Below are 23394 nucleotides of genomic sequence, written 5' to 3'. Positions count from 1 at the left end.
GAAGCGCTTCGATGAATTCAGTGCAGTGCGAGCGGTCAGCCGACCAGAAGATGCACGGCGAGCACGGCGATGACCGCGTTCCCGACGAGCGCGGAGCCGAGCCGTCCGCGCGGTCCGGTCAGCGCGCGCCCGATCAGCGCGCCGCCCAGCGCGAGCACCGATTGCCAGCAGGCGGAGGCGGCGACCGTGGCGAGCACGAAGACGGCCGCGTCGGCGATACTCCACGAGCTGCCGTTGTGCAGGCCGAGCACCAGCACCGAGAAGTAGATGATCGTCAGGGGATTGAGAATGGTGAGGCCGAGCACCTGGAAGTACGCCCCGAGCGGGCGCCGGGCCGGTTCCGCCGTGGCCTCGCCGGCCGACTCGGTTTCGTCCGCTGAGACCGTGGCCGCGTCGGTGCGGCGCGTCCGCAGCGCGACGGTGACGCCCCGGACCGCGATCAGCACGAGCACGGCCGCCGCGATCCACCGCATCGGCCCGGCGATCGGCCGCAGCAGTGCGGCCACCCCCGCTCCGGCCGTGGTCGCGAGCAGCGCGTAGAGGCCGTCCGCGGTGGCCGTGCCCATCCCCGCGGCCAACCCGGTACGCAGCGAATGGTTCGCGGACAGGCTCATGATGAGCACGGTGATCGCGCCGACCTGCACCGCGATGCCGAACCCGGCGAGCAGCCCGGCGACCAGGATCGTGCCCATATCGCCCTCCCGGAAGGCAGCGGCCGTGACGCTGAAAAGGGCATTGTACAAAGCCGGTCCGGGTACCCGCACCGGCATTTGCGGGCCAGGTCACCGGCGCGATGGAAAGCCTCGGCACGCCCGCGCGCGGGCCGGTAGCGTGGCCACGCGGTCATTTCACGTCTCGGGAAGGTCCTGGATCTTGTCCATCGTCATCGCGCATGTCAGCGACGTCCACATCGACCACGTCGGGCAGGACACGCCGGAGGGCGTGCGCAGCATCCGGCGGGCCCGGGCGGTGCTGGACTACCTCGACGACCTGCCCTACGACCTCGACGCCGTCGTGGTCACCGGTGACATCGCGGACCACGGCGAGCCGGCCGAGTACGACTCGGCCCGGGAGCTGCTGGAGAGCCGGCACCCGACCCTGGTCTGCCCCGGCAACCACGACGAGCGCGCCGCCTTCCGCCGCCACTTCCTGCGGACCGAGGTCGCCGGCTCGTCCGACGTGGCGCCGATCAACCAGGTGCTGCGCCTCGACGGCTGCGTCATCGCGGCCTGCGACTCCTCGGTGCCGGGCAAGAACGACGGCTACCTCGACGCGGAGACCCTGGACTGGCTCGAGACGGTGCTGCACCGCACCGAGCCGGACGTGCCGGTGCTCGTCGCCTTCCACCACCCGCCGCAGCCGCTGCACATCCCGTTCATGGATGTCATGCGGCAGTTCGGGGCGGAACGTCTCGCCGCGCTCGGGGAGCAGTACCCGAACATCGCCGGCTACCTCTGCGGCCACGCCCACACCGCGGCCGCCACCATGTTCGCCGACCGCCCGCTGCTGGTGGCGCCCGGCGTGGTCTCCACGCTGCGGCTGCCCTGGGAGAATCCCACCTCCGGGAACGACTTCGTCCATCTCGACCAGCCGCCGGCACTCGCCTTCCACATCCTCGACGAGGATCGGCGGCTGACCACGCACTACCGCACCGTGGCGTGAGCGGCCGAGCTCAGTAGTGCCGCGGCTCGAGCCGTTTGCGCGAGGCGGCCGGGTCCGGCCGGCGTTCCATCCAGTCCCAGGCCTCTTCGAAGGTCGAGAAGGACGGCAGATACGCGGTGAGCCCGGTGATCCGCAGCGTCTTGACCAGGTAGTCGGGCACGCCGACCAGGGCGACGGCGCCGCCGGCCGCCCGGGCCCGCTTGAACGCCCCGACGAACACGCCGAGGCCCGAGCTGTCCGAGAAGCCGAGCTCGTGCAGCAGGAACAGCACGGCCGCGTCGGGCGCCTCGCGTTGCGCCAGGCTGAGCGCGGCCCCGAGGTCGCCGGCCGAGAATACGTCGAGGTCGCCGCCGACCCGCGCGGCGACCCGGCCGCGCTCGAGCCACAGCTCCGCCGACAGCAGCCCGCAGCGCAGGCGGCGGCTGTAGCCGGGCCGGGCCCGCCTGGACCCCGGCCTCGGCGGATCGTCGGTCGACATCGGCTTCTCCTCACGACCGAGACGGTCACCGCTTCTGTGCTCATTCAAGCAGTGGACCCGTCCGCATCGCAGCGACACAGCAGGCGTCATTCCGGCGGTCCCGCGCCGGTTTCGCCACCGCGAGGGCAATCTTTGACCCTTTCGAGGTGCATGGCGCCTCCGCGCCGCGGGCACAGGCGACTCGCCTTCCGGTAACCCCCGCCGGATGGCGGAGGGAGCTGCGATGCGCACGATGTACGACGGGATCACCCCGTCGAACCTTCCATCCGGCGGCGACCTGTATGCCGGGTACGTGGACGGCCGCTGGCCCGACGCCGCCGCGATCGCGGAACGCTTCCCGGGCAAGAGCGTGGTGCGCATCGCCACTTCGACGGGCACGAACGACGGCGTCGTCGGCGACGGGCCGCCGGACAACGGCACCTGGGCCGAATGGGTGAAGTGGGCGGTGCGCCGCCGGGCGGCGGGGGTGGACCCGACCGTGTACACCAACGCCTCGAGCTGGAGCGCCGGCATCCAGGCCTTCAAGGACGCCGGCGTCGCCCAGCCGCACTGGTGGATCGCGCACTACGACGGCGACCCGACGATCCCGTCCGGTGCCGTGGCGAAGCAGTACGCGTCGAACGCCTCCTATGACACCTCGTCGGTGGCCGACTACTGGCCGGGCGTGGACCCGGCGCCGAAGCCCGCGGCCTCGGCCGCCATCCTCGCGGAGGAAACCATGCAGCTCGAACCGCTCTCCGTCCACCCCGGCGAGTACGCCTTCATCGTGCCTCCGGGCGTCGCCCAGCTGGTGCTCGCGGCCGACGGCTACGAGGGCGGCAGCGCGTCGTTCCGCGTGGTGTTGTGGAACAACGACAAGCCCGCGGTCCTGAACAACGTCGCAGTCGGCGGCGCGTCCGGACACCACGTGGTCGGACACCCGCTGGCCGGCGCGGACGCGGTGACGGTGCGCCGGCTGGACTCCGAGGACTACCCGGTGGCGGCGGGGTTCCGCTGAGATGCGGCCCTGGTAGAGCCGCCATCCGGGCTCTACCAGGGCGAGAGGGCTCAGCTGGTGTACACCTGCAGCTCGGACAGCTGCCCGGCCGGCCAGCCGGTGTTGGCCGTGAAGGTGAGCTTCAGGTAGCGCACGCTCGTGTTCGTGAACGTGACGCTGACCGTGTTGCCGGCGGCGGGGTTGAAGGTATAGCCCTGCGACGCGACCAGCGTGCTGTAGTTCGTACCGTCGGTGCTGCCCTGGACCAGGATGGTCTGGGTGCGTGTGCCCCAGGACGTGGACGGCGGCAGGTCCAGCACGATTCGGCCGATGCCGGTCGAGGCGCCGAGGTCGACCTGGAGCCACTGCGGAAACGCGTTGTCGGTGGACTCCCAGTACGAGCTCGTGTTCCCGTCGACGGCGTTGCCCGGCGTGTACGTCTGCGTATATCCGCTGGCCGTGACCGTCTTGTTCAGGGCGAGGTTCGTGTTCGCGGACACTCCGGTGCCGGAGAGCGCCACCGTCAGCGGGCTGCCGGCGATCGAGAGCGTGCCCGACGCCGCGCCCGCGGCGGTCGGGCTGAAGGTGACCCGCACCGTACACGAGCCGCCTGCCGCGATCGAGCTGCCGCAGGTGTTCGACTGGGCGAACGGACCGCTGGTCGAGACCGAGGTCACCGTGGCCGCCGTGCTGCCGGGGTTCGACACCGTCACCGTCTGCGCCGCGCTGGTCGAGCCGACGTTCTGGCTGCCGAAGGCCACTGATCCGGGCGAGGCAGTCAGCGCGGGCTGGCCGCCCGAGCCCGAGGCGAACGACAGGTAGCGCAGGTTCCAGCCGCCGTTGTCCTCGGCGAGCACCAGCGTCTGCTGCCCGGCGGCGAGGGTGACGGTGCCGGTCAGCGTGGTCCAGGTCTGCCAGCCGCCGGTAGCCGGGAGGTTCTGCGCGCTGAGGATCGTGTTGCCCTGAGCGTCGGTCAGGTGGAAGGCGTCTGTCACCGCAGAGGGCGCGGCCACGCGCAGGCTGAGCGTGTACGTCCCGGCCGTGGACACGTTGACGGTGTAGCGGAACCACTGGCCGGACGAACTCCAGCCGAGGTCGTAGCCGCAGCCGCTGACCGTGTCGGTGCAGGTCTCGAGGTCGACGCCGTCGGTACGGTAGCTGTTGGCGGTCCCGTTGACGGAGCCGACGGAGTAGGCGACGCCTTGGCCGCCGGTGTCGTAGTTCGCTGCCTGCACAGCGCCAGGTACGGCCGCGGCCGTGCCACCGTACGGGCCCTCAGTAACGGCCTGTTGCCAGCTGTTGTTCGACGCCGTGGCCGTGAAAGCCCCGTTCGAGTAGTTGACGAAGGCGGTGTACCCGGAGCCGAGGCCGGTCACCGAGTTCCCGGTCAGGGTGGCGTTGCCGGAGGTGGCCGGATAGAAGGGCGGCGAGATCGTGATCCCGTTGCGCCACGGGCTGATCACCTGGTTGTCCGACAGGTTGGTTCCGGTGGAGGTGGAGAACGCGATGCCGTCGTAGACAGAGTTGATCACGGTGTTGTCGGTGACCGTCGCGTTCGAGACGACCCCGGTGTTCTGGCCGTCGCCGCCGTTGCCCACGTGCAGAGCCGGCTGCCCCTGGTTGTATGCGTTGCCGCCGGCGCGCACCACGTAATTCCCGGAGACGGTAGCGCCGGTCATGTCGCTGCCGTTCACGCCGAACCGGCCGACGCCGAGCCCGATGTAGCGGGCGGTGTCGGACATGAAGTTGTCCTCCACGATGTGCCCGGACCCGCCGTAGACGCCGATACCCTTGCCGCCCCACGGCGCGATGATCGTGTTGTGGGTCAGGGTGATGTTGGTCATCGCCGTATACGTGGTCGAGCCGTTGTAGGCGACCGAGTTGATCGCCATGCCGTCGTCGCCGGTGCCTCGGATGAAGTTGTTCGTGGCTGTCAGGTTGCTGCCGGAAGTGCCGGTGAGCGAGACGTTGTTGAGATTGCAGCCGTCAGCCCAGATCGAGGTGAACAGGTCGTTCTCGACGGTGCCGCCGGAGCCCGAGGCCCACACGCTGGACTCCACGTGCTGGACCCACAGATTCTCCAGCGACCAGTTGGTCCCGGTGGTGTCCTCCGCCCCTCCCCCGCCGTCGACCTCGGCACGGCTCGTCGAGTCCGAGTCGATTTGGAAGGACTGCAGGTGGCAGGAGTAGCACTGGAAGGCCGAACCCAGCGGTGTGTTGTTGGGCAGGGGCACGTCGCGGTAGATCTCGCTGTACAAGTAGCCGGCGCCCTCGACGGTGATGTTGTTCACCACGATGCTGGACGTGCCGATCAGGTAGAACGTGCCTGCCGGGATCCACAGGATCTTGTTCGCGGACTGGGCTTGGTTGACGCAGTTCTGGATGTCGACGGTGCTGTCCGTCGCGCCGGCCGCCGCACTGCCGTTGGTCGGCGTGTTGTCGCCGACGGCGCCGCAGCTGGTGATGGAGATCGAGTTGGCCGGCTGGGTGGCCGCGGCGGGCGCGTTCCAGACGTCGACGGAGTTGATCCAGTAGAAGGAGGCCGAGTTCGACGAATCCTTCTCGAGGCTGAAGGTGGCCCCGGCCGGGATAGCGGCGCCGGAGACGAAGGCGTGGAACTCGTCCCAGAAGTCGCGCGGATCCCCGTCACCGGGGTTCTGGTCGCTGCCGTTGTAGTTGTTGTTCCCCTCGTACTCCCAGGACTGGATCGAGTTCATCGCGATCGCCTGGCGGAAGGTTCCGTTGACGTAGAGGTCGAGGGTCGCGGTCTGCCCGCTGCCGTTGGCGGTGTCCGGGATCGAGGCGCGCACATTGAGGAAGTTGATCGGCGCACCGGTCTGGTTCGTCCACTGCACAGACTGGCCCGTGCCGGTCAGCTGCACGTAGGCGTGCCCGTCAGCCTCGCCCTGCGGCGAGTCGTACTGACTGGTGGGCGCGGAGGTGAGGGACATGACACTGGCCCCGCCGCCGAGCGTGCCCAAGGGCGCCTCGTAGGTGGAGAACGGCGTCGTCGCCCCGGCGACGCTGGGCGCGGGCGTGCCCGGCGCCTGATAGGCGGCCGAGCTCGCACTGGCGACCGCCGCGGCGCCGAAGACGGGAAGCACCAGGCCGGCGAACAGGCCTGCCAGGGCCGTGAACACACGGCCGCGCGTGCTCGAGTAGTGAATGCGCATAGGCGGGTCACAGCCCTCCGGCCGGAAACAGGGGTGGGTTCAGCCAGAGACCCCGGCAGCTCAGGGCTCTGCGTGCGTCGGTAAAAGTGGCACCGGCCTTCAAGCCCGTCAAGCCGCCCCCAGCGCCCGCCGACAGCCCTCCGCGCCCCATCGAGCTCGCAGACTGCTGCAATACTGAGTCGATCAGCAGAAATTTTTGGCGAAGACTTTGCAAACCAAAGGACCCGACACCGTCAGATCCGAAGGGCCCCAGCGTCCGCCGCCGAACATCCCTCACCACCCACCAACCCACGCGCGGGGTCCGGGGCGGAGCCCCGGCGTGGGGCTTGGGGCCGTGCCCCAAATCGGCACAGGGTTCCCCGTGCGCTCGATCGGCCCTTGTCCCGCAGCGAAGCGTAGGGACAAGGGCCGAAGAAGAGCGCGACTAAGCGTTAAGCGCTCGACGTAGGAGAGCGCTTAGAGCGAAGGGTACGAGGGGAACGAGCAGCTCGGCACGCTGCCGGAGGTCACCGGCGCGGAGAGCTTGGTGAGCGAGACGCTGGTGCCGGAGGTCGGCTGCAGGTTCGAGTCGTACTCCGAGACGTTCGCGTACTCGGCGGTGTAGGAGGTGTTGTCCAGGTTCACATACTGCAGGGTGAGCCCGGTGATGTGTGAGGAGTCGTAGCCCTCGATCGTCGAGGTGGCTCCGGAGACGGAGTTCACCGAGGTGATGCCGTCCACGATGACGTTGGTGAACTCGGGGATGTTGCTGCTGCTACTCGAGGACGAGTAGCGCGGATTGAGCTCGATCAGGTTCTCGATGCCGGTCAGGCAGGTGTTGATGTATTCGACGTCCGAGACGGTGCCGCCCTTGGTCGGGTAGCTCTTGATCCGGATGCCGTTGTTGAGCGAGCTGACATTGCCCAGGCTGTCCGTGCCCTGGACGGTGTTGTTCTCCACCAGCACGTTGTTCACGCCGTCGTTGGTCTCGCTGCCGACGGAGATGCCGTGGGTGCCGTAGAAGTGGTTGTTCTTGATGGTGATGTTGCTCGCCTCGCCGCTACCGCCCTTGATCGCGATACCGTCGTCGCCGTCCATGATGTACGAGTTCTCGATGGTGATGTTGGACGCGGCGTCCGGGTCGATGCCGTCGGTGTTGCGAGCGGTGGCCGGGGTCTTGATCCGCACGCCCCACGCGGTGAAGCCGCTGCCCTTCTCATACGTGACGTGGAAGAAGGCGGAGTTGACCAGGTTGATGTCGTAGAGCACGGCGTTGTTGGCGCCCGAGTAGACGATCAGCCGCGGGTTGTTCTGCTTCTTGTTCTCGTTGCCGGCGGTGGCGCCCAGCTGGTACCAGGTGGTGGAGGTGCCGTACATGTCCTGGTTGCCGCGGCCGTCGATGGTGCCCTGCGCGCCGCTGGAGCTCTGGATGCCCTCGATGCCGGAGTTGGCACCGCTGACCTTGATGAACGGGTTGCAGCCGCTGTCGCTGCTGCCGATCGTCCCGCACACGTCCGAGGAGCTGGACTGGTACTGCGAGGCGACGGTGGTCGCGTACAGCGTGGCGTTGTAGTTGATCACCAGGTAGACGCCGGTGGGGATGGTCAGCGGCGCGGACAGGAAGGCGTTGGCGCTGCCGCTGCCGGTGAGCTCCACCGCTTGGTTCTTCCCCTTGCACGCGGTGAGGGCGGCCTGGATCCGGGAGGTGTCCGGCGGGCTCGCCTCCTGGCTGCTGCTGAACTGCTCGTTGCTGGTGGACAGCGTCGCGGTCAGGGTCTGGCAGACCGCGGGGACGGTCGGCTGGGTCACCGTGCGGCTGTCGCCGGTGGCCACGGTCGGGCCGGAGCTCGAGCTGCCCGTCGGCGTGGGTGAGGCGCTGGGGCTGGCGGACTTGCTCGGGCTCGCCGATGCGGACGCGGAGGCGCTGGCGCCGGTGGTCGGTGCGGTGCCGCCGGTGGTCAGGCTCCAGGCCTTGGTGACGGCGGAGTCGCAGCTGTTCTGCACGATGAGCGTGCCCGCGGTGGTGCCGTTGCTGCTCGAGTTCATGCACTTCGCGCTGTTGACGTTCACCAGCCGGTAGTTGCTCGAGCTCGCGGTCAGCGTCCATTCCTGGCTGGTGGCACCGGAGCAGGCCTCCTGCTCCACGGCCTTGCCGGCGCTGGTCGAGGCCCCGGCGACACCCACACAGAGCCCTGATGAAGCGGACTTGACGGTGTACCCGGTGCCCGCGGCCGCGAGCGTCCAGGTCTGGTTCGCCGCGCCGGAACACGACTGCAGATCGAGCTGCGTGCCGGTGGCGGTACTGGAACCGGGCAGGTCCAGACACAGCCCGCTGCCGGCGTTCGAGATGGTGTAGCTCCCGGCGCCCGCAGCCGCCGACGCCGAAGACGGCAACACGACGACCAGCGCACCGACGAGCAACGCCGTCAGCGCGGCCGCCATCGCCGCGAGCAGGCGCGTCGGTTTGGCCCGACGCGCGGAGAAGAACGAATGAGAGGACACAAACCCTCCACGGCCTGTCATGAGAAATAAGGGGGCGCATCTTTCCTGGCCGCCACCCTCATAACGGCCGTGCTGCGAGAATCCTCGCGACCGGGACGTTACGACAGCCGTGCCGACTTGGCAAGAGATCATTCTCGCGGTGCGATCACCGACACGTCAGCCTTCTGATCAAGAGCGATATCGATCTCTGCTTCGATGCAGGCCAAAGCACTGATCGGCACGCTGCGGAGGACAGAGCGGGTCGGATGTAACTACCATCGCCGACGATCACGGCTTCGGCGCACGGCTTGCCAAGCCCGGACGGCTGCCGTATGGTCCGGGTCGCGGAGAACTTCTCGCCGCACGGCCGTTATGAGGGTGGCGGCCAGTATAAGCCACCTTATTTATGTGACAGGCCGTGGAGGGTTTGTGTCCTCTCATTCGTACTTCTCCCTGCGTCGCGCCAAACCGGCGCGTGGTCTGGCCGCTTTGGCCGCCACGACGGTCGCGCTGATCGTCGGTGCGCTGGTCGTCGTGTTGCCGTCTTCGGCGTCGGCGGCTGCGGGCGCCGGGAGCTACACCATCTCGAACGCCGGCAGCGGGCTGTGTCTGGACCTGCCCGGTTCCAGTACCGCCACCGGCACGCAGCTCGATCTGCAGTCGTGTTCCGGCGCGGCGAACCAGACCTGGACGCTCGCGGCCGCGGGCACCGGGTACACCGTCAAGTCCGCTTCATCAGGGCTCTGTGTGGGTGTCGCCGGGGCCTCGACCAGCGCCGGCAAGGCCGTGGAGCAGGAGGCCTGCTCCGGTGCCACCAGCCAGGAATGGACGCTGACCGCGAGCTCGAGCAACTACCGGCTGGTGAACGTCAACAGCGCGAAGTGCATGAACTCGAGCAGCAACGGCACCACCGCGGGCACGCTCATCGTGCAGAACAGCTGCGACTCCGCCGTCACCAAGGCCTGGAGCCTGACCACCGGCGGCACCGCACCGACCACCGGCGCCAGCGCCTCCGCGTCCGCATCGGCGAGCCCGAGCAAGTCCGCCAGCCCCAGCGCCTCACCCACGCCGAGCGGATCGACGACGCCGCCGGCGGCCGGTGAGCCGAGCGTGCCGGGCACGTGCACGGCGCTGGCGGCCCAGCTGGCCAACCCGAGCAACGAGCTGTTCACCACCGCGCAGGAGTCCGCCCCGCCGGACACCGCGCGGATCCAGGCGGCGCTCAACAGCTGCACCGGCACCGGAAAGGCGGTCGAGCTCCAGATCAGCGGCGGCAACGCCGCGTTCCTGTCCGGCCCGCTCACCGTCAACGCCGGCGAGGTCCTGCTCGTCGACACCGGCGTCACGCTCTACGCCTCCCGCAACCCGGCCGACTACCAGGTCTCCGGGCAGCCGACCTGTGGCACCATCGGCGCCTCGGACGGCAGCACGCTCGGAACGGCGAGCGGCTGCGCGCCGTTCATCTCGGTGCGCGGCAACAACGCCGGCATCATGGGCACCCAGAGCAGCTCCGGCAGCCAAGGCCTGATCGACGGCCGCGGCGACCAGGACATGCTGGGCAGCAGCACGACCTGGTGGTCGCTCGCCGAATCAGCGCACTCCAAGACCACCACGCAGCAGGAGAACCCCAAGCTGATCACGGTCTTCGGCAGCTCGAACGACACGATGTACCACGTGAGCCTCACGAACTCGCCGATGTTCAACGTGCTCCTCGACGGCGGTAGCGGCTTCACCGCCTGGGGCGTGCGCATCGACGACCCGGACACCTCCCGCAACACCGACGGCTTCGACCCGGACAGTGCCAGCAATGTCCTGATCACCAATAGTTTTATCAACACTGGTGACGACGGCATCGCGGTGAAGTCCGACGCAGGCGGCCCGGCGAGCAACATCACCGTGAGCAACAACAGCTTCTGGGGCATCCACGGCATGTCCGTGGGCAGCCAGACGAACGGCGGCATCAGCAACGTCACCTTCTCCGGCAACTACATCCACGGCGGCACCGACATCCACGGCGACAAGGCGTCCAGCAACAACGGCGTGCGGGTCAAGAGCGACTCGAGCTTCGGCGGCGCCGTGACCGGAGTGAGTTTCCTCAACACCTGCGAGACCGGGGTCGAGCACCTGATCCTGGTCGACCCGCAGTACCTGTCCGGTGACGGCTCCTCACCCCCGAGCTTCAACAGCGTCACCATCAATGGCCTGAGGTCCGTCAACTCCTCCAGCGGCAAGTCCACGCTGGACGGCTACGACAGCTCGCACATGCTCGGCCTGACCCTCGAGAACGTCAGCCTCGACGCGACGAAGGTCACATCCCAGTACGCGAACATCAGCATGTACAATTCGAACATCTCCCCCTCCGGCACGGATGTCACGGTCACCAACATCTCCGGTACCGGCAGCATCCCGAGCTGCAGCAGCTTCCCGGCCTGGCCTGGGCTGTAGCCCCCGGTAAGCACTGATTCGCGGTCGGGCCGTCGGCACTCGCCGGCGGCTCGGCTTCCAGCTTGTGCTGTTAAGACCCGGCCCGGCCCACATGAGCGACGAGAACCCGTGAGATCTCATCTTCGACCTGGATCAGCACACGGTAAAACCCCACGTGGATGCGCAGGTGATCGGGCCTGTAGGCGAAAGCCCCGGCCGGGCGCGGCTCGCCGGCAAGCAGATCGAGCCGATCGAGCAAGGCCCGGATCCCGTCGGGATCCGCCTTGGCGAACTCGGCGACCTGGTCGATCGCGTCAGAACGGAACTCCACCCGGTGGGTCACAGCCCAAGCCTCGCCCGCACCTCGGCCGACGGTACGCCGGGCAGAATCGCGCCTTCAGCACGAGCCGCGCGAAGCTCGGCGACGACCACGCGCTCTTGGAGCTCAGCGAGCTCTTCGGGGTTGACCAAGACGGCCGCGGGAATGTCATTGCTGGTCAGCAGGATGTGATCGCGAGTTCGGGCGACTCGTTTGGCCAGCTCGCCGATGCGGGGACGCGCGTCGGTGATGGACACCTCTTCAGCGATGCCACTTCTGTACATCAAAATTACAGATCTGTCATCTCAAGGCCGATGGTTCGCCGAGTCCGGCACCACAGCCGAGTACCTCGGCGAAGCCGACCACGATGCAGGAGGCGAAGGTCGCGGGGTCGGGGATGGCGGCGGTGTCGAGGGTGAGGCCGAGGGTGCCTTGGCTTCTCCTGGTCAGCAGCAGGGCCATGGCGGCGCAGCCGGGGGCGGGGGCGAAGCCCCAGATCTGCTCGACGCGGGCACCGGAGACGTAGGCTTCGCGGCCGAGGGTGACCACGTGGCTGATCTGGATGTCGCTGCTGCGGCCCAGGCTGCGGGCCATCGGCAGCAAGGCCGTGTTCGGGAGCTGGTTCACGCAGCCGAGCACGAGATCGAGGGCGGCGGGCGGGAAGGGCGGGGCGGCGCGGGCGAGGCGCTGGGCGATGGTGCGGCAGAGCGACTTCGGGTCCTGATCGTCGAGGGGGCCGGAGAATTTGCCGCCGTTGAAACGGTTTCCGCCGCGCGGACCGGTGTGGACGGCGGGCATCGTGATCGCCGCCGGGACGCTGGGGACGGTCACCCGGTGGGCCTCGTGGTAGAGCCGGATTCCGGCGAACAGCCCGGCGCAGTACGCCGCGTTGACGGGCACGCCGAAGGAGCGCGCGGTCGCGCGCAGGCGGTACAGGTCGATCGGGACGCCTGCGAAACGCCGGGTCGAGCCGCGCGGCCGGAGCAGCGGGGACGGTTTGCCGGCCGGGCGCGTCGTCACCTCCAGGAGCTTGGCGGCCACGGTGGCGAGCTCGATCGTCTTGCGGATCGGGGATCGTGCTGCCGCGAACGCGTCGTGGGCGAGTCGTTTCGCGGCCGGCGCGGCTTCGTCGGCGAGCGGGCCGATCAGGTGCTCGGTCAGCGGAGTGTCGAGCCAGCGCGGCGGAGCTGGCGGCTGAGGCTTGTCGGGACGTGGACTGCGGGTGCGGCTCAGGAGCGTGTTGAGCCAGAACCCGATGAGGGGCCCGTCGGCGAGGCAGTGGTGGATCTTCACCAGCCATGCGGCGTGATACGGCTCGGCTTCGTCGCGGACGTCCTCGACCAGGACGCTCTCCCACAACGGGCGGCCAAGGTCGAAGGGCGCGGCGGCGAGCCGGCCGGCGAGGTCGAACACCGCGCGCCGGTCGGCGGGCTGCGGCAGCGCGGCCCGGTGCAGGTGCCGGGTGACGTCGAAATCCGGGTCGGGGCTCCAGATCGGCATCGTGGGCGTCAGCAGCGGTGCGACGAGCCGGTCTCGGAGGCGCGGGATCATCCGGGTGGCCCACTCGTGCCCGGCGAGGAAGCGCCGCGGGTCGGGCGGGCGGTCCAACAGCATCACGCCGACCAGCGCCGGCCGCAGCGCCGGGTCCTCCTCGCAGCGCCACATCAGGGTACTGAGCGGGTCGGGCCGCCGCGGCAGAGCCCAGGCCTTCTCGCCGAAGTACTCGGACGGCCTCATCGGGCGGCTCCGGTGGTGAGGGTCTGGATGTACAGGTCCCTCAGCTCGTCGATGTGGGCGCCGAATCGGCCGATCGCCCAGCGCGTCGGGTCGATCGGCCGGTGTACGACGACGTCGATGCGGCCCGGGCGCACGGCTTTACTGCCGCGCGGCATCAGCCGGCCCGAGTTGCGGATGACGACCGGCACCAGCGGGACGCGTGCCTTCCTGGCGGCGAGGAAGGCGCCCTTGTGGAAGGGGCCTGGCATGGGCGTGGACGAGCGGGTCCCTTCGGGCGCGACGGCCACCGAGACGCCGCGCCGCAGCAGGTCGAGCACGGGGCGGAAATAGTCCGAGGACGCGGCCGTGGCGTCGCGGTCGATGAAGACGATCTCGAAGTTGCGACCGAAGCCGCCAAGGCCGGGGACGCGGCTGAGTTCCTGTTTGGCGAGGCTGCTGTAGTCCCGGCGCAGCAGCCGGGCCATGACCGCGACGTCGAGCCAGCTCTGGTGGTTGAACAGGAACATCGCGGGCCGGCCGCCGAGGTGCTCGCCACCTTGCACGCTGACACGGACGCCGGCGAGTTCGAGGCAGCTGCGGCTCGCCAACGCCATGCCGAGTTCGGCGGCGTCGCGGCGGTCGAGTCCGGCTGTGGCCAGCCCGAGTCCCGCGCCGATACCGGCTAGCGCCCCGCTCCACGCAGCGATCGACCGCGCGGCGGCCACCGGCCCGAGCGCCGGCCGGGACTCGGCGCGCAGGATGCTCCAGCCGCGCTCCTGTGCGGCGCGGGCCAGGGCGTTGCGGGGGCAGACGGCGCAAGGATTGCCGCAGGCCAGCAGAAAGGGCACGTCGTCGCCCGAGTCGCCGTAGGCATGGCTGGCGACGAGGTCGATGTCGTGACGCAAAGCGAATCCGAGCACTGCGACCGCTTTGTCTTCACCACGCAACGGAGACGACGCCACCTCCGTGCACAGGACGGTTTCGACGCCGAGGCTCGTCGCGAGTGGCTCGGCTTGCCAGCGACTGGCGGCCGTGACGATGGCGACGCGGTGGCCCATGCGCCGGTGAGCCTGTACCAGCGCCCACATCTCCGGACGTAGGCGGGCTGCGAGGTGCCCGGCGAATACGCGCTCTGCCAGCGCCGCCCGTTCGTGCTCTGGGATGCCCTCGCCGGCTCGCAGCGCAGCCTCGTGCGCGAAGTGGATGTCCCGGTCGCTCGGCTCGCCGACGACGCTTCCGGCGAGCAGCCGCAGCGGGGGAAGCGGGCCGCGTCCGAAGGCCGCCCGGGCCAGACGCGGCAGCGGGATCCCGGCGCCGCGCAGAAAGGACGTGGCCGAGAAGCCGTCGATCAGCGTGCCGTCGAGGTCGAAGAACGCCGCGACCTGCGGCCCTTCCGGACCGCGCAGGATCGCCGCGACACGCTCGTCAGCGTCGGACATCGGCGGTCCCGGCGTGCTGCCCGGCATCGTGTGCCGCCATCGCGCGGAGTCTCAGCACCAGACAGGCGAGCTCGCGGATGAGGTCGTCACGAGCCGCCGCATCGACGCCGCGGCCCAGCAGACCTTCGGCTCCGAGCAGCGCGAGCGCCGCGTCCCGCAGCTCGGCGGAAGGCGCGGCGCGCGTGGCCGGGCTCACCGCGACGTCGTAGTACGCCGCGAGGATCGGGCCGAGCAGGCGCGGGGCGAGCAGGAACGGCTGACGTTCCCAGCCTCCGTCGAGCGCCGACGTTTCCGCTTCCACGCGCAGCTCGAAGCCATCCGCCTGGGCGAGCAGAGTCCTGATCCGCTTCGCGGTGATGACTCCATCGGCCACGAGCTCGGCGGCCGCACGGGGCAGGAACCAGTGCTCCGCGACGTTGCGATGGTAGGCCAGGATGCGCTCGCAACCCGGCGTGACGCGGTATCCGTCGGCCTGGCGAGTCAGCACCCTCGTCCGCACCAGGCCATCGAGCGCTGATTCGATGGGACAGCGCCGGCAAAGCGGAATCCGCCGCTGACGGGCGTACTCGACCAGCACACCGGACTGCATGAGGAGGTCAGCGGCGCCGATCGGTTCACCGTCACTCGCCGAGAAGACGAGTGCCAGCAACGATTCCGCCGTCACCTGCGTCGCATCGCGCAGGCCGGCGGCGACGCGCCTGGTCAGGACTCTGGCGGCGCCCCACTCCCCGGCCGCGTCGCGCGTCACCTCGCGCAGAGAGACGGCCGCACCGAACGTCATCCACGCCCGACGCGGCCCGAGCGTCCGTGTGGCAAGCAGATACGCGATCAGGGCTCGCAATCCCTCGGGCCGCTTGATCGCCCCGGCGTCCTCTGCGGTGACCGCCTCCATGTCCGGCAACGAGTCGTAGACCACCGAGACCGGCACCACCTGTACATCCTCGATGCCTGATTCCTCGTAGGCGGCCACGAGCAGGCGCGGCATCCCGGGACGCAGCTTGCGTAGCCGCCCGGTGCGGCTACGTCCGGCCTCCGGGTACCACTCGATGCTGTGTCCGCGAACGAGCAGATCGGCCAGGCAGCTGCGTACGGCCGCGTGATAGGCCGGATCGGTGCCGAACTCGCGCCGGATGAAGATCATGCCGCTGCGCCGCCCGATCGCGCCGAGCGGCCAGAACGCCAAGTTCGCTCCGGCCAGCCGCCACGGCAGGGCGAACCCCGCCTTGCCCAGCGCCCGCGCCAGCACCAGCGAGTCCAGGTAGCTGCGATGCGCCGGCAGGAACACGATCGGGTCGCGCTCGGCGAGCTCGCGCAGCGCCCGCAGCGCCGAGTCGTCCACCTGCACCTCGCGCAGGTGGCGCAGCAGGGGCCGGGTCAGCGCGGCGAGCAGCGCCTCCGCCCAGGGCCGCCGGCGCACCGCGAGACGCACGGGCCGGGCCCGGCGGGCAATGGTCCTTCCGTTCCAGTCCCTTGTTCCCGCTGGCCGCCGTCGTTCGCCTGAAGAACCATCAGAACATGAACGAGAACTTCGCATTCGACTCCCTCACCACCTTGCTGACGACCGAGTTCGCCGTGCCCGCCGACGGGCTCGGGCCGGACACCCGGCTCGCCGACCTCGACCTGGACTCGGTCGGCCTGGTGGAGCTGGCGGTGGCGCTCGAGGAGCGGTTCGATGTGGACCTCACCACCGGGCACACGGCCATCACCATGCAGGACCGCCTCGGAGACCTGGTGACCCGGCTCACCGCCGGACACCCGACGGCACGGTGATCGCGGTCTCGAGCTCCCCGGCCTCGTACAGCGCGCGGCAGGCGTGCCGGCGCACCTTGCCGCTGGTGGTCTTGGGCACGGTGCCGGGCGGCACCAGCACGACCGTGGCGGCGCCGATCTGGTGATCGAGCGCCAGCCGGCGGCGGACGGCGGCGGCCACGCCGTCCGCCGCCACGGCGTCGCAGCCCTCGAAGAGGGCGACCTCCACCATCACGGCCGTGCTCTCCTCCCCGGCCGTCTCCAGCGCGAACGCGGCGACGCCGCCGGGCCGGATCGCCGGATGGCAGCGGCGCACGCTCTCCTCGAGGTCCTCGGCGTAGTGGTTGCGCCCCCGCAGGATGATCACGTCCTTACGCCGGCCGGTGACGAAGAGCTCTCCTTCGGCGAAGAAGCCGAGGTCTCCGGTGCGCAGGTAGCGGCGGGGGTCGGATTCGCCGTCGACCCGGGCGTACAGGGCGTCGCGGCTCTCCTCGGGCCGGTCGAAGTAGCCCGCGGCCTTGGTGGCCGAGTCCACCCAGATCTCGCCGATCCGGTCCACCGGGCAGGGCAGACGCGTCTCCGGGTCGATGATGCGCACGCGCGAGCCGGGCTTGGTGATCCCGCCGCAGCCGATGTAGACGTTGGCCCGGGCGCCGTCGGCGCGCTGCTCGGGCACGCGCACGACCCGGCCCTGGGCGACCGCCTCGGCGTCGACGGCGACCCGGCTGCGGCCCCACGAGCTGACGCTGACGGTCGCCTCGGCCAGCCCGTAGGTCGGGCAGAAGCACTCCGGGCGCAGACCCGAGCCGGCGAAGTCGCCGAGGAAGCGGTCCACTGTCGCGGCCCGGATCGGCTCGGCCGCGCACACGAGCGTCGCGAGCGGACCGAGGTCCCAGGCGGCGCGCTGCTCCGGGGTGGTCTTGCGCACCGCGAGGTCGAGGCCGAAGTTGGGCGACGCGGTGAGCGTGGCGCCGACCCGCGACATCGTCTCGAACCAGAGCGCCGGGCGGCGCACGAAGTCCAACGGGGACAACGAGTACAGCCGCATGTTGCCGCTCAGAGCACTGAGGATCGCGTTGACGAGCCCGAAATCATGGTACTGAGGCAGCCAGGAGACCCCGACGGTGTCCCGGCCGAGGCGGAAGTCCACGGCGTTGCTGCTCATCTCGGCCAGCAGGTTCCCGTGCGTCATGATCACGCCGCGCGGGGTCGCGGTGGAGCCGGAGGTGTACTGGAGCACGGCCGCCTCGCCCGGAACGGCGGGCCGGTGCCAGCGGCGCAGGGACACGGCGCGCTCGCCGGCCGTATCGGTGCAGTGCCAGGCCACGTCCGGCCATACGAAGCCGGGGAACGCGCCGGAGTCGACGGCGAGCCGGCGCAGCTGGTCGAAGTCGGTCGAGGTGAGGATCCCGCGCGCCCGGCAGTCCTGGACCGCGGCGCCGAAGGCCTTCTCGCCGCCGCGCCCGCCGGCCGGCCCGGGCGGCAGCACCGCGGCCGGGACCACGCCCGCCATCAGGCAGGCGACCAGCGCCACGACGAAGTCGGGCCCGGGCGGGTAGACCAGGATCGCGCGATCGCCGGCGACCCAGCCGAGGTCGTCGAGCAGGGCGCGCACGCCTTCGGCCCGGCGGGCCAGCGCGTCGGCCGAGTACGCGGCCGTGTCCTGGCCGCGCGCGTCCACGAAGGTGAACAGCGCGCGGTCGGGGTCGCGCTCGAGGTTGGCGGCGAAAAGGTCGAGGATGCCGGTCGCGGTCAAGGGTCCAAGCCACCTTTCAGCGGGTTCATTCGCCCGGCAGCGCGGCGCCCGCGCCGATCCGGGCGCGCAGGCCGCGGGCGCTGAGGCACAGCAGCGGCCGGGTCCGGTCGAGGCCGAGTTCGCGCAGCCGCTCGGCCGGGGCCGAGTTGGGGGTCCGTAGGGCGAGCCGGACGAGGGCGCCGGAGTGCAGCTGCATGCGCCCGGCGAAGTCGAGCTGGGAACGCAGGGTCTCCCGGCCCCGGCGGGAGTAGACGACGACGTCCTGGGACGGGGCCGGGGCGCCGGGGCCGAGCAGTCCGCCGAAGCCGATGTGGGTGCCGTCGTCGGCGTCGGCGAGGGCGCGCGCGCCGAGCATCCCCACGGAGAGGCTGACCCGGGCGCGGAACGCGGGCAGGCCCCACAGGTCGCGGTACGCGTCCACGGCCTGGTCGGTGGAGACGGCCAGGCCGAGCAGGCGTATCCCGACGCCGCGTTGGTCGGCGCGCCGCAACAGATGGATCCAGGCGAGCCGGCCGGTGCGCCAGGGGCTGTCGACGAGGACGCCGAAGGCGAGCATGCGGTGCGGCCGCAGGATGCCTTCGCGCTGTTCGGCCGCGAACACCGCCATCAGCGCCCGGCCGGCCAGCCCGAGCGGCACGGTCCGCGAGCCGTCCTCGGCGAGGCAGCCGGCCAGCGAGCGGTCCACCGGGTAGAACGCCAGCAGTCCGCTGCCGTAGGCACACGTGAGCGGGAGCTCGATGCTGCCCGAGCCGAGCGCGGCGCGGCTGGTGGGCACCGGCAGGAAGGGGTAGCCCGCGGGCTTGGGCTCACGCTCATAGGTCTGATAGAGCTGCGTGCGCAGGACGTCGCCGCCATAGGGGCCGAGTTGCTCCTCGATGTATTCGCGTGCCTCGGTGAGCAGGTACGCGAGGTCGCGCAGGTAGTGCTCGATGCCGTGGCATTCCGGGAACTGGTGGGTGACTTCGGTGTAGTCGACGACGTACCAGTCGGGGTGCAGGTCGAAGCAGCTCCCTGCGTCGATGCCGTCGAGTGTGGGGACGATGTCGTGCTGGTTGGTGATGGTCGCGACGAAGGTGCGCGGATCCGCGGCGCGCTTCTGGTCCACCGGCGCGCCGACGGCGATCGCGTGCGTCACGGTGTAGCGCGCGCAGAAGTCAGAGTCCTGTGCCAGATTCAGCGCGGCCGGTCCGCCCGCGCTGTGCCCGATCAGGGCGAGCTCGGCGCCGTCGGGGATGCCGTATTGGGCGATGGCCGAACGCAACGCCCCGGTGTAGGACGATGCCGCGTCCAGCGAGGAGCGGAAGGCGCCGACGAGCGAGGCGGGCGATCCGTGGCCGCGGAACGACGGCCGCATCCCCGGCACCTGCACCACGTAGCGCTCCTCGCCGTCGGGTCCGCGCACGGTCTGGATGACGATGCGTCCGTCGTTGCCCAGCAATGCGATGTTGCGCAGGAAGCCGAGCAGCGATCCGCGCCGGGCCAGCAGCTTGCGTTCGTGCGGCGCGGTGGGGACCGGCCGGGCGGAGCCGGGGCCGCGGTCCTGCGATGTCATCATCTTGACGCTGAAGCCGAAGAACGGGTCCGCCGACGGCCCGGCCGCGCCGGTCGCGATGCGCCAGGCGGTCGCGTCGTTGAAGGGGTTGCGGTCCAGCAACGCCTTGAGGCTGAGGATCTCGGCGAACATCGGCGCGAGTGAGCTGAGCGCCCGCACCGCGCCCTCGTCGTCGAAAAGGGTGCGCAGCGCGCGCAGGATCTCGAGCTCGTGGTGGGCGTGTACGGCCTCGATGAAGTGGGCGAGCTTCGGGTCCTCGGTCATCTCCGGGTGCACCAGCTGCAATGCGCTCAGCCGCAGCCGCAACGAGAGCACGAGCAGCGACGTGGCCAGGCTCGAGCGCCCGAGCAGATCGCCGACGAAAGCGCCGGCCGTGCCGAGCCGGCCGCCGGCAAAGGCGAACCCGAGACCTGATTCGCGCGTCAGTGTCCTAAGCAACGTGGCCTTGCGTGCGTAGTCGCCGCCGGCCTCGCGCGGCGTATGCGGCGGCGCGGTAGCGGCGAACAGGGCGGTCGTACGCTGGGAGATCTCGTGGACCGTCTGCGCGATGGCGGACAGCTCCCGCGCCACGTTCTTGTACTGCTCGATCTCCTCGTGGTGGGAGCGTTCATGCGGCGAGACGAAGCGGGGCGGCAGCGGGCGGGCGGGTTCCACCGCCATCACGCCTCCCGTTCGCCGAACGGACGCGGCGTGAACGCGAACGCGGCTGCGGGCACCGCGACGCCGAAGCTGCGCACCTGCTGCGCGCGCGTCACGACGGCGGCGCCTTCCAGCAGGTTGCGGGCGATCTGCACCACGGACCGCTCGGTCGGGTCGGCGAGGAATCCGCCCGCCACCCACCGGTTGAACGCGCCCATGGCCGGTCCGCACCAGATCTGGTAGTCCGTCCGCCGGTCGGTCGCGCCCTGGATCGCCCAGCGGCTCGCCATGCCCAGGTACCAGCGGAAGACCAGCGCCATCCGGTGCTTCTCGTCGCGTTCGGCGCGGGCTGCCTGTTCGGAGTCGCGCGAGAGCCAGAAGCGCCGCGTCTCCTGCCAGACCTCGTCGAAGCCCGCGCGCAGGATCTCGCGCTCGATCTTGCCCCGCGTCGCCTCCGGCACTTCGCTCCACGCGGAGTGAGTGACATAGATCTGATACAGCCGCTCGCCCCGAAAGGCGAACATGCTGCCGCGTCGCAGGACTTGGAGACGCACTCCGAGCTCGAACATGTCTGCGGCCGGCGCCATCACGACGTCGGCCGGCCCGGCCTCGGCGAGCATACGTCTGCCGTCCGGCGAGAGCCCTGATTCGCGAGCGGCCTGGTTGATCGAGCCGGTCACGACGTAGGCCGCGCCGAGCGCGAACGCGGCGGCCACCCCGGCCGGGGTGCCGAGTCCGCCGGCCGCGCCGATCCTGATCGGGCGGTCGAAGCCGTGCCGCAGCCGCGCCGCTTCGGCGAGCGCGAGCATCTCCGGCACGAGCGCGACCAACGGCCGATTGTCGGTGTGGCCGCCGCTGTCGGCCTCGACCGTGACGTCCTCGGCCACGGGCACCCGCGCCGCCAGGGCCGCCTCCTGCACGGTCAGCCGGCCCTGGTCGACCAGCTCGCGCAGGATCGCGGCAGGCGGCGGCGCCATGAACGCGGCGGCCACCTCGGGCCGCGAGACCTTGGCGAAGATCCGGGCGGCCCGACGCACCCGGCCATCAGAGCCCTGGGTCAACCCGTGCGCGGCGACGTGCACGATCGGCGGCGTCAGTTCCATGAACGCGGACGCCGAGACCGCTGGCACGCGCCGGTCGGCCAGCAGATCGGCCACGTCGGCCTCGGTGCGCGGCTCCGCGGGCGAATGGATGAGGTTGACGCCCCAGTTGCGCCGGCCTCCGAGCGACGCGGCGAGCCGCGTGATCTCCTGCTCCACCCGGGAGACGGAAAGCCCGGCGGCGCCGAAGAATCCGAGCATCTCGGCCCGGGCCATGGCGGCGACGAGCTCGACCGTGGCGATGCCGTTGGCCATCTCGCCGGCCACGTACGGAAAACGGGTCCCGTGCGCGGCGCAGAACGACTCGTCCCCCAGCGACTCCGGGCGCAGCGGCGGCAGCTGCGCCACCATGCGGCACTCCCCCGCGCCGGGCGTCGCGGCCAGGCCCGGCCGGCTCCGGGTCGGCACGCGCACGACGAACAAGGGCTCGCGGATCCGGCCGATCAGGCCGAGCATCCGCGCCCCTTCGAAAACAGGTCCCTGATCCTCCGACGTCCGGTCCGTGGAACTCACCGCTGCCAACAGTTCGGCGCTCACGGCGACATTGTCGGGCGGTGCGATCACCCCAGCCCATAGGAAACCTGGCCTAGGCCGAATTGCACAGATCCAAAGGACGATTTCATCGGCAGACCTGCCGGACTTGAATGAATCCGTGAGCGAATACCTGACGAAGTACCAGCGCGTCGCTTCACACGATCCGATGAAGGCGGCCGCGATGGTGGCGGGCTGGATCCGCGGCGACTGGCGCGGCCTGTTCGCCGAGCTCCGGGCCGACTGCCCGATCTTCGTCACCCCCGCCTACACGCTCGTCACCAAGTTCGCCGACGTCCACGAGGTGCTCGGACGCGAGAAGGTCTTCACCGTCCGGCCGACCAGCCCGCAGCTCGACGCGGCGCTGGGCAGCGGTTTCATGCTCTCCCGGGACGCGACGGCGCTCAACTGGCGTGAGCGTGGCCTGATGCAGGTGATGCTCGACCGGCGCGACGTCCCGGTCGTGCGGGCCCTGGCCGGCCGTTACGCGGACGAGTGCCTGGACGCCGCATCGTCGCCGCTCGACGTCGTCGGCGACCTGTTCCAGCCGGTGGCGCTGCGCGTATGCGAGGACTACTTCGGCTATCGCGGCCTGGAGTCGGCGACCCTGGCCCACTGGGTGCGCGACATCATCAAGGACTGCTACGCGAATCCGCTGGCCGACCAGGCGTTGCACGCCGCTGCGGTGGCGTCCGGCGCGGAGCTGATGGACTACCTGCGGGCGGAGCTGGCCCGGCGTCGCGCGCTGCTGCCTGCCGGTCCCGGCCGCCGGCGCGCGGGGCCGACGGAAAGCGGCCCGGAGGCCGAAGGCCACGACGACGTCTTCGGCCGCCTCGCCAGCGCGCCGATACCCGCTCACGGCTTCGACGACGAGCGGATCGCCGTGAACGCGGCCGGCCTCTCCCTCGGCTTCGTCGAAAGCGCCCCGGCCGCCATGGCGCTGGCGACCCGACAGCTGATGCTGCGGCCCGAACAGCACGCGGCCGCGACCAGGGCGGCTCGTGAGGCGGACGCGGCGGAGTTCGACCCGTACGTCTGGGAGGCGCTGCGTCTGGACACCTTCTTCCGGCTCATGCCCCCGCGGCTGTGCGAACACGATTACCTACTGGCTGCGGGAACCTCCCACGCGACCGTCGTCACGGCGGGTAGCGTGGTGTTGTGCGCGCTCGCCTCCGCGATGAACGACGAGGAGGCGGTGCCCGAACCAGAGCAGTTCCGGCTCAACCGCCCGCAGTACCACCACCTGCACTTCGGCACCGGCCACCACCATGACTGCCTCGGCGTGCACCTCGCCCAGGTGATCATCCCGGAGGCGGTGCGCCGGCTGCTGCGGCGCGGCGCGGCGCCGATCCCGGACGAGGACATCGTCTTCGACGCCATCTTCCCCGACCGTTACCGGCTGCAGCTTGGGTAGGAGGGC

General features: G+C 70.4%; 17 protein-coding genes. 5 read left to right on the top strand and 12 right to left on the bottom strand.

Annotated elements, in window-relative coordinates; all coding sequences use genetic code 11:
* Nucleotides 1-35 precede the first annotated feature (35 nt).
* Complete coding sequence (locus ACTRO_RS37530; RefSeq protein ID WP_034270924.1) at nt 36-692, bottom strand: LysE family transporter; 657 nt, start codon at nt 690-692, stop codon at nt 36-38.
* Between the two features lie 187 nt (nt 693-879).
* Here ACTRO_RS37530 and ACTRO_RS37525 point away from each other — a divergent pair, with 187 nt between their 5' ends.
* Nucleotides 880-1662, top strand: a complete 783-nt coding sequence (locus ACTRO_RS37525; RefSeq protein ID WP_034278529.1) for a metallophosphoesterase — start codon at nt 880-882, stop codon at nt 1660-1662.
* A 10-nt stretch (nt 1663-1672) separates the two neighbouring features.
* Here ACTRO_RS37525 and ACTRO_RS37520 read toward each other — a convergent pair whose 3' ends face one another.
* The gene (locus tag ACTRO_RS37520) at nt 1673-2140 is read right to left on the bottom strand and encodes an STAS domain-containing protein (protein ID WP_051452003.1); all 468 of its coding nucleotides are present in this window, start codon (nt 2138-2140) and stop codon (nt 1673-1675) included.
* 205 nt (nt 2141-2345) lie between these two features.
* On the opposite strand from ACTRO_RS37520, the gene ACTRO_RS37515 reads away from it, so the two are divergent.
* The gene (locus ACTRO_RS37515; protein WP_157436675.1) at nt 2346-3137 is read left to right on the top strand and encodes a hypothetical protein; all 792 of its coding nucleotides are present in this window, start codon (nt 2346-2348) and stop codon (nt 3135-3137) included.
* 50 nt (nt 3138-3187) lie between these two features.
* Here the strand turns inward: ACTRO_RS37515 and ACTRO_RS44515 are convergent, their stop codons facing one another.
* Together ACTRO_RS44515 and ACTRO_RS46485 are read right to left on the bottom strand one after the other, a co-directional pair.
* Nucleotides 3188-6289 carry a discoidin domain-containing protein gene (locus ACTRO_RS44515; protein ID WP_051452001.1) on the bottom strand — a complete coding sequence of 1034 codons (3102 nt, stop codon included), beginning with the start codon at nt 6287-6289 and terminating at the stop codon, nt 3188-3190.
* Nucleotides 6290-6745: 456 nt separating this feature from the next.
* A complete protein-coding gene (locus ACTRO_RS46485) occupies nt 6746-8770 on the bottom strand; it encodes a glycosyl hydrolase family 28 protein (protein WP_051452000.1) in 2025 nt (674 codons plus the stop codon).
* Between the two features lie 408 nt (nt 8771-9178).
* On the opposite strand from ACTRO_RS46485, the gene ACTRO_RS46480 reads away from it, so the two are divergent.
* A complete protein-coding gene (locus tag ACTRO_RS46480; protein ID WP_169740007.1) occupies nt 9179-11194 on the top strand; it encodes an RICIN domain-containing protein in 2016 nt (671 codons plus the stop codon).
* 70 nt (nt 11195-11264) lie between these two features.
* On the opposite strand, the gene ACTRO_RS37495 is transcribed toward ACTRO_RS46480, so the two are convergent.
* Genes ACTRO_RS37495 through ACTRO_RS37475 form a run of 5 tightly spaced genes read right to left on the bottom strand, consistent with a single transcriptional unit; the run spans nt 11265 to nt 16076 of the window.
* Nucleotides 11265-11516 (bottom strand): type II toxin-antitoxin system RelE family toxin, encoded by a 252-nt coding sequence (locus ACTRO_RS37495; RefSeq protein ID WP_034270921.1) that lies wholly within the window; start codon nt 11514-11516, stop codon nt 11265-11267.
* A complete protein-coding gene (locus ACTRO_RS37490; protein ID WP_211244545.1) occupies nt 11513-11749 on the bottom strand; it encodes a type II toxin-antitoxin system Phd/YefM family antitoxin in 237 nt (78 codons plus the stop codon). The genes ACTRO_RS37495 and ACTRO_RS37490 overlap by 4 nt, the downstream gene beginning before the upstream one ends.
* 43 nt (nt 11750-11792) lie before the next feature.
* On the bottom strand, nt 11793-13229 hold the full coding sequence (locus tag ACTRO_RS37485) for a wax ester/triacylglycerol synthase domain-containing protein (RefSeq protein ID WP_034270918.1): 1437 nt from the start codon (nt 13227-13229) through the stop codon (nt 11793-11795).
* The gene (locus ACTRO_RS37480) at nt 13226-14647 is read right to left on the bottom strand and encodes a haloacid dehalogenase-like hydrolase (protein ID WP_169740006.1); all 1422 of its coding nucleotides are present in this window, start codon (nt 14645-14647) and stop codon (nt 13226-13228) included. Before ACTRO_RS37480 ends, ACTRO_RS37485 begins: the two co-directional genes overlap by 4 nt.
* Entirely contained in the window at nt 14634-16076 is a 1443-nt protein-coding gene (locus ACTRO_RS37475) for a 1-acyl-sn-glycerol-3-phosphate acyltransferase (protein WP_034270916.1), read from the bottom strand. The genes ACTRO_RS37480 and ACTRO_RS37475 overlap by 14 nt, the downstream gene beginning before the upstream one ends.
* Before the next feature lie 86 nt (nt 16077-16162).
* On the opposite strand from ACTRO_RS37475, the gene ACTRO_RS44510 reads away from it, so the two are divergent.
* On the top strand, nt 16163-16417 hold the full coding sequence (locus ACTRO_RS44510) for an acyl carrier protein (protein WP_051451996.1): 255 nt from the start codon (nt 16163-16165) through the stop codon (nt 16415-16417).
* Here ACTRO_RS44510 and ACTRO_RS37470 read toward each other — a convergent pair.
* Genes ACTRO_RS37470 through ACTRO_RS37460 form a run of 3 tightly spaced genes read right to left on the bottom strand, consistent with a single transcriptional unit; the run spans nt 16389 to nt 21899 of the window.
* Nucleotides 16389-18152, bottom strand: a complete 1764-nt coding sequence (locus ACTRO_RS37470) for a fatty acyl-AMP ligase (protein WP_051451995.1) — start codon at nt 18150-18152, stop codon at nt 16389-16391. The two genes, ACTRO_RS44510 and ACTRO_RS37470, sit on opposite strands and share 29 nt — an antisense overlap.
* Before the next feature lie 25 nt (nt 18153-18177).
* Complete coding sequence (locus ACTRO_RS37465; RefSeq protein ID WP_051451994.1) at nt 18178-20364, bottom strand: hypothetical protein; 2187 nt, start codon at nt 20362-20364, stop codon at nt 18178-18180.
* Nucleotides 20364-21899 carry a PfaD family polyunsaturated fatty acid/polyketide biosynthesis protein gene (locus ACTRO_RS37460; RefSeq protein ID WP_084316836.1) on the bottom strand — a complete coding sequence of 512 codons (1536 nt, stop codon included), beginning with the start codon at nt 21897-21899 and terminating at the stop codon, nt 20364-20366. Before ACTRO_RS37460 ends, ACTRO_RS37465 begins: the two co-directional genes overlap by 1 nt.
* 196 nt (nt 21900-22095) lie before the next feature.
* Here ACTRO_RS37460 and ACTRO_RS37455 point away from each other — a divergent pair, with 196 nt between their 5' ends.
* Nucleotides 22096-23388 (top strand): cytochrome P450, encoded by a 1293-nt coding sequence (locus tag ACTRO_RS37455; protein WP_211244543.1) that lies wholly within the window; start codon nt 22096-22098, stop codon nt 23386-23388.
* The last annotated feature ends 6 nt before the right edge of the window (nt 23389-23394 follow it).

Origin of the sequence: Actinospica robiniae DSM 44927 (genome assembly GCF_000504285.1) — a bacterium.
GTDB classification, from domain to species: Bacteria; Actinomycetota; Actinomycetes; order Streptomycetales; family Catenulisporaceae; genus Actinospica; species Actinospica robiniae.
This window is presented reverse-complemented; position numbering and strand designations above follow the sequence as displayed.

Bases quoted from the DNA above. Each gene is read 5' to 3' on its own strand.
- ACTRO_RS37530 (WP_034270924.1), bottom strand. From the start codon at position 692: ATGGGCACGATCCTGGTCGCCGGGCTGCTCGCCGGGTTCGGCATCGCG.
- ACTRO_RS37520 (WP_051452003.1), bottom strand. From the start codon at position 2,140: ATGTCGACCGACGATCCGCCGAGGCCGGGGTCCAGGCGGGCCCGGCCC.
- ACTRO_RS37515 (WP_157436675.1), top strand. From the start codon at position 2,346: ATGGCGGAGGGAGCTGCGATGCGCACGATGTACGACGGGATCACCCCG.
- ACTRO_RS44515 (WP_051452001.1), bottom strand. From the start codon at position 6,289: ATGCGCATTCACTACTCGAGCACGCGCGGCCGTGTGTTCACGGCCCTG.
- ACTRO_RS37485 (WP_034270918.1), bottom strand. From the start codon at position 13,229: ATGAGGCCGTCCGAGTACTTCGGCGAGAAGGCCTGGGCTCTGCCGCGG.
- ACTRO_RS37480 (WP_169740006.1), bottom strand. From the start codon at position 14,647: ATGTCCGACGCTGACGAGCGTGTCGCGGCGATCCTGCGCGGTCCGGAA.
- ACTRO_RS44510 (WP_051451996.1), top strand. From the start codon at position 16,163: ATGAACGAGAACTTCGCATTCGACTCCCTCACCACCTTGCTGACGACC.
- ACTRO_RS37465 (WP_051451994.1), bottom strand. From the start codon at position 20,364: ATGGCGGTGGAACCCGCCCGCCCGCTGCCGCCCCGCTTCGTCTCGCCG.
- ACTRO_RS37460 (WP_084316836.1), bottom strand. From the start codon at position 21,899: ATGCTCGGCCTGATCGGCCGGATCCGCGAGCCCTTGTTCGTCGTGCGC.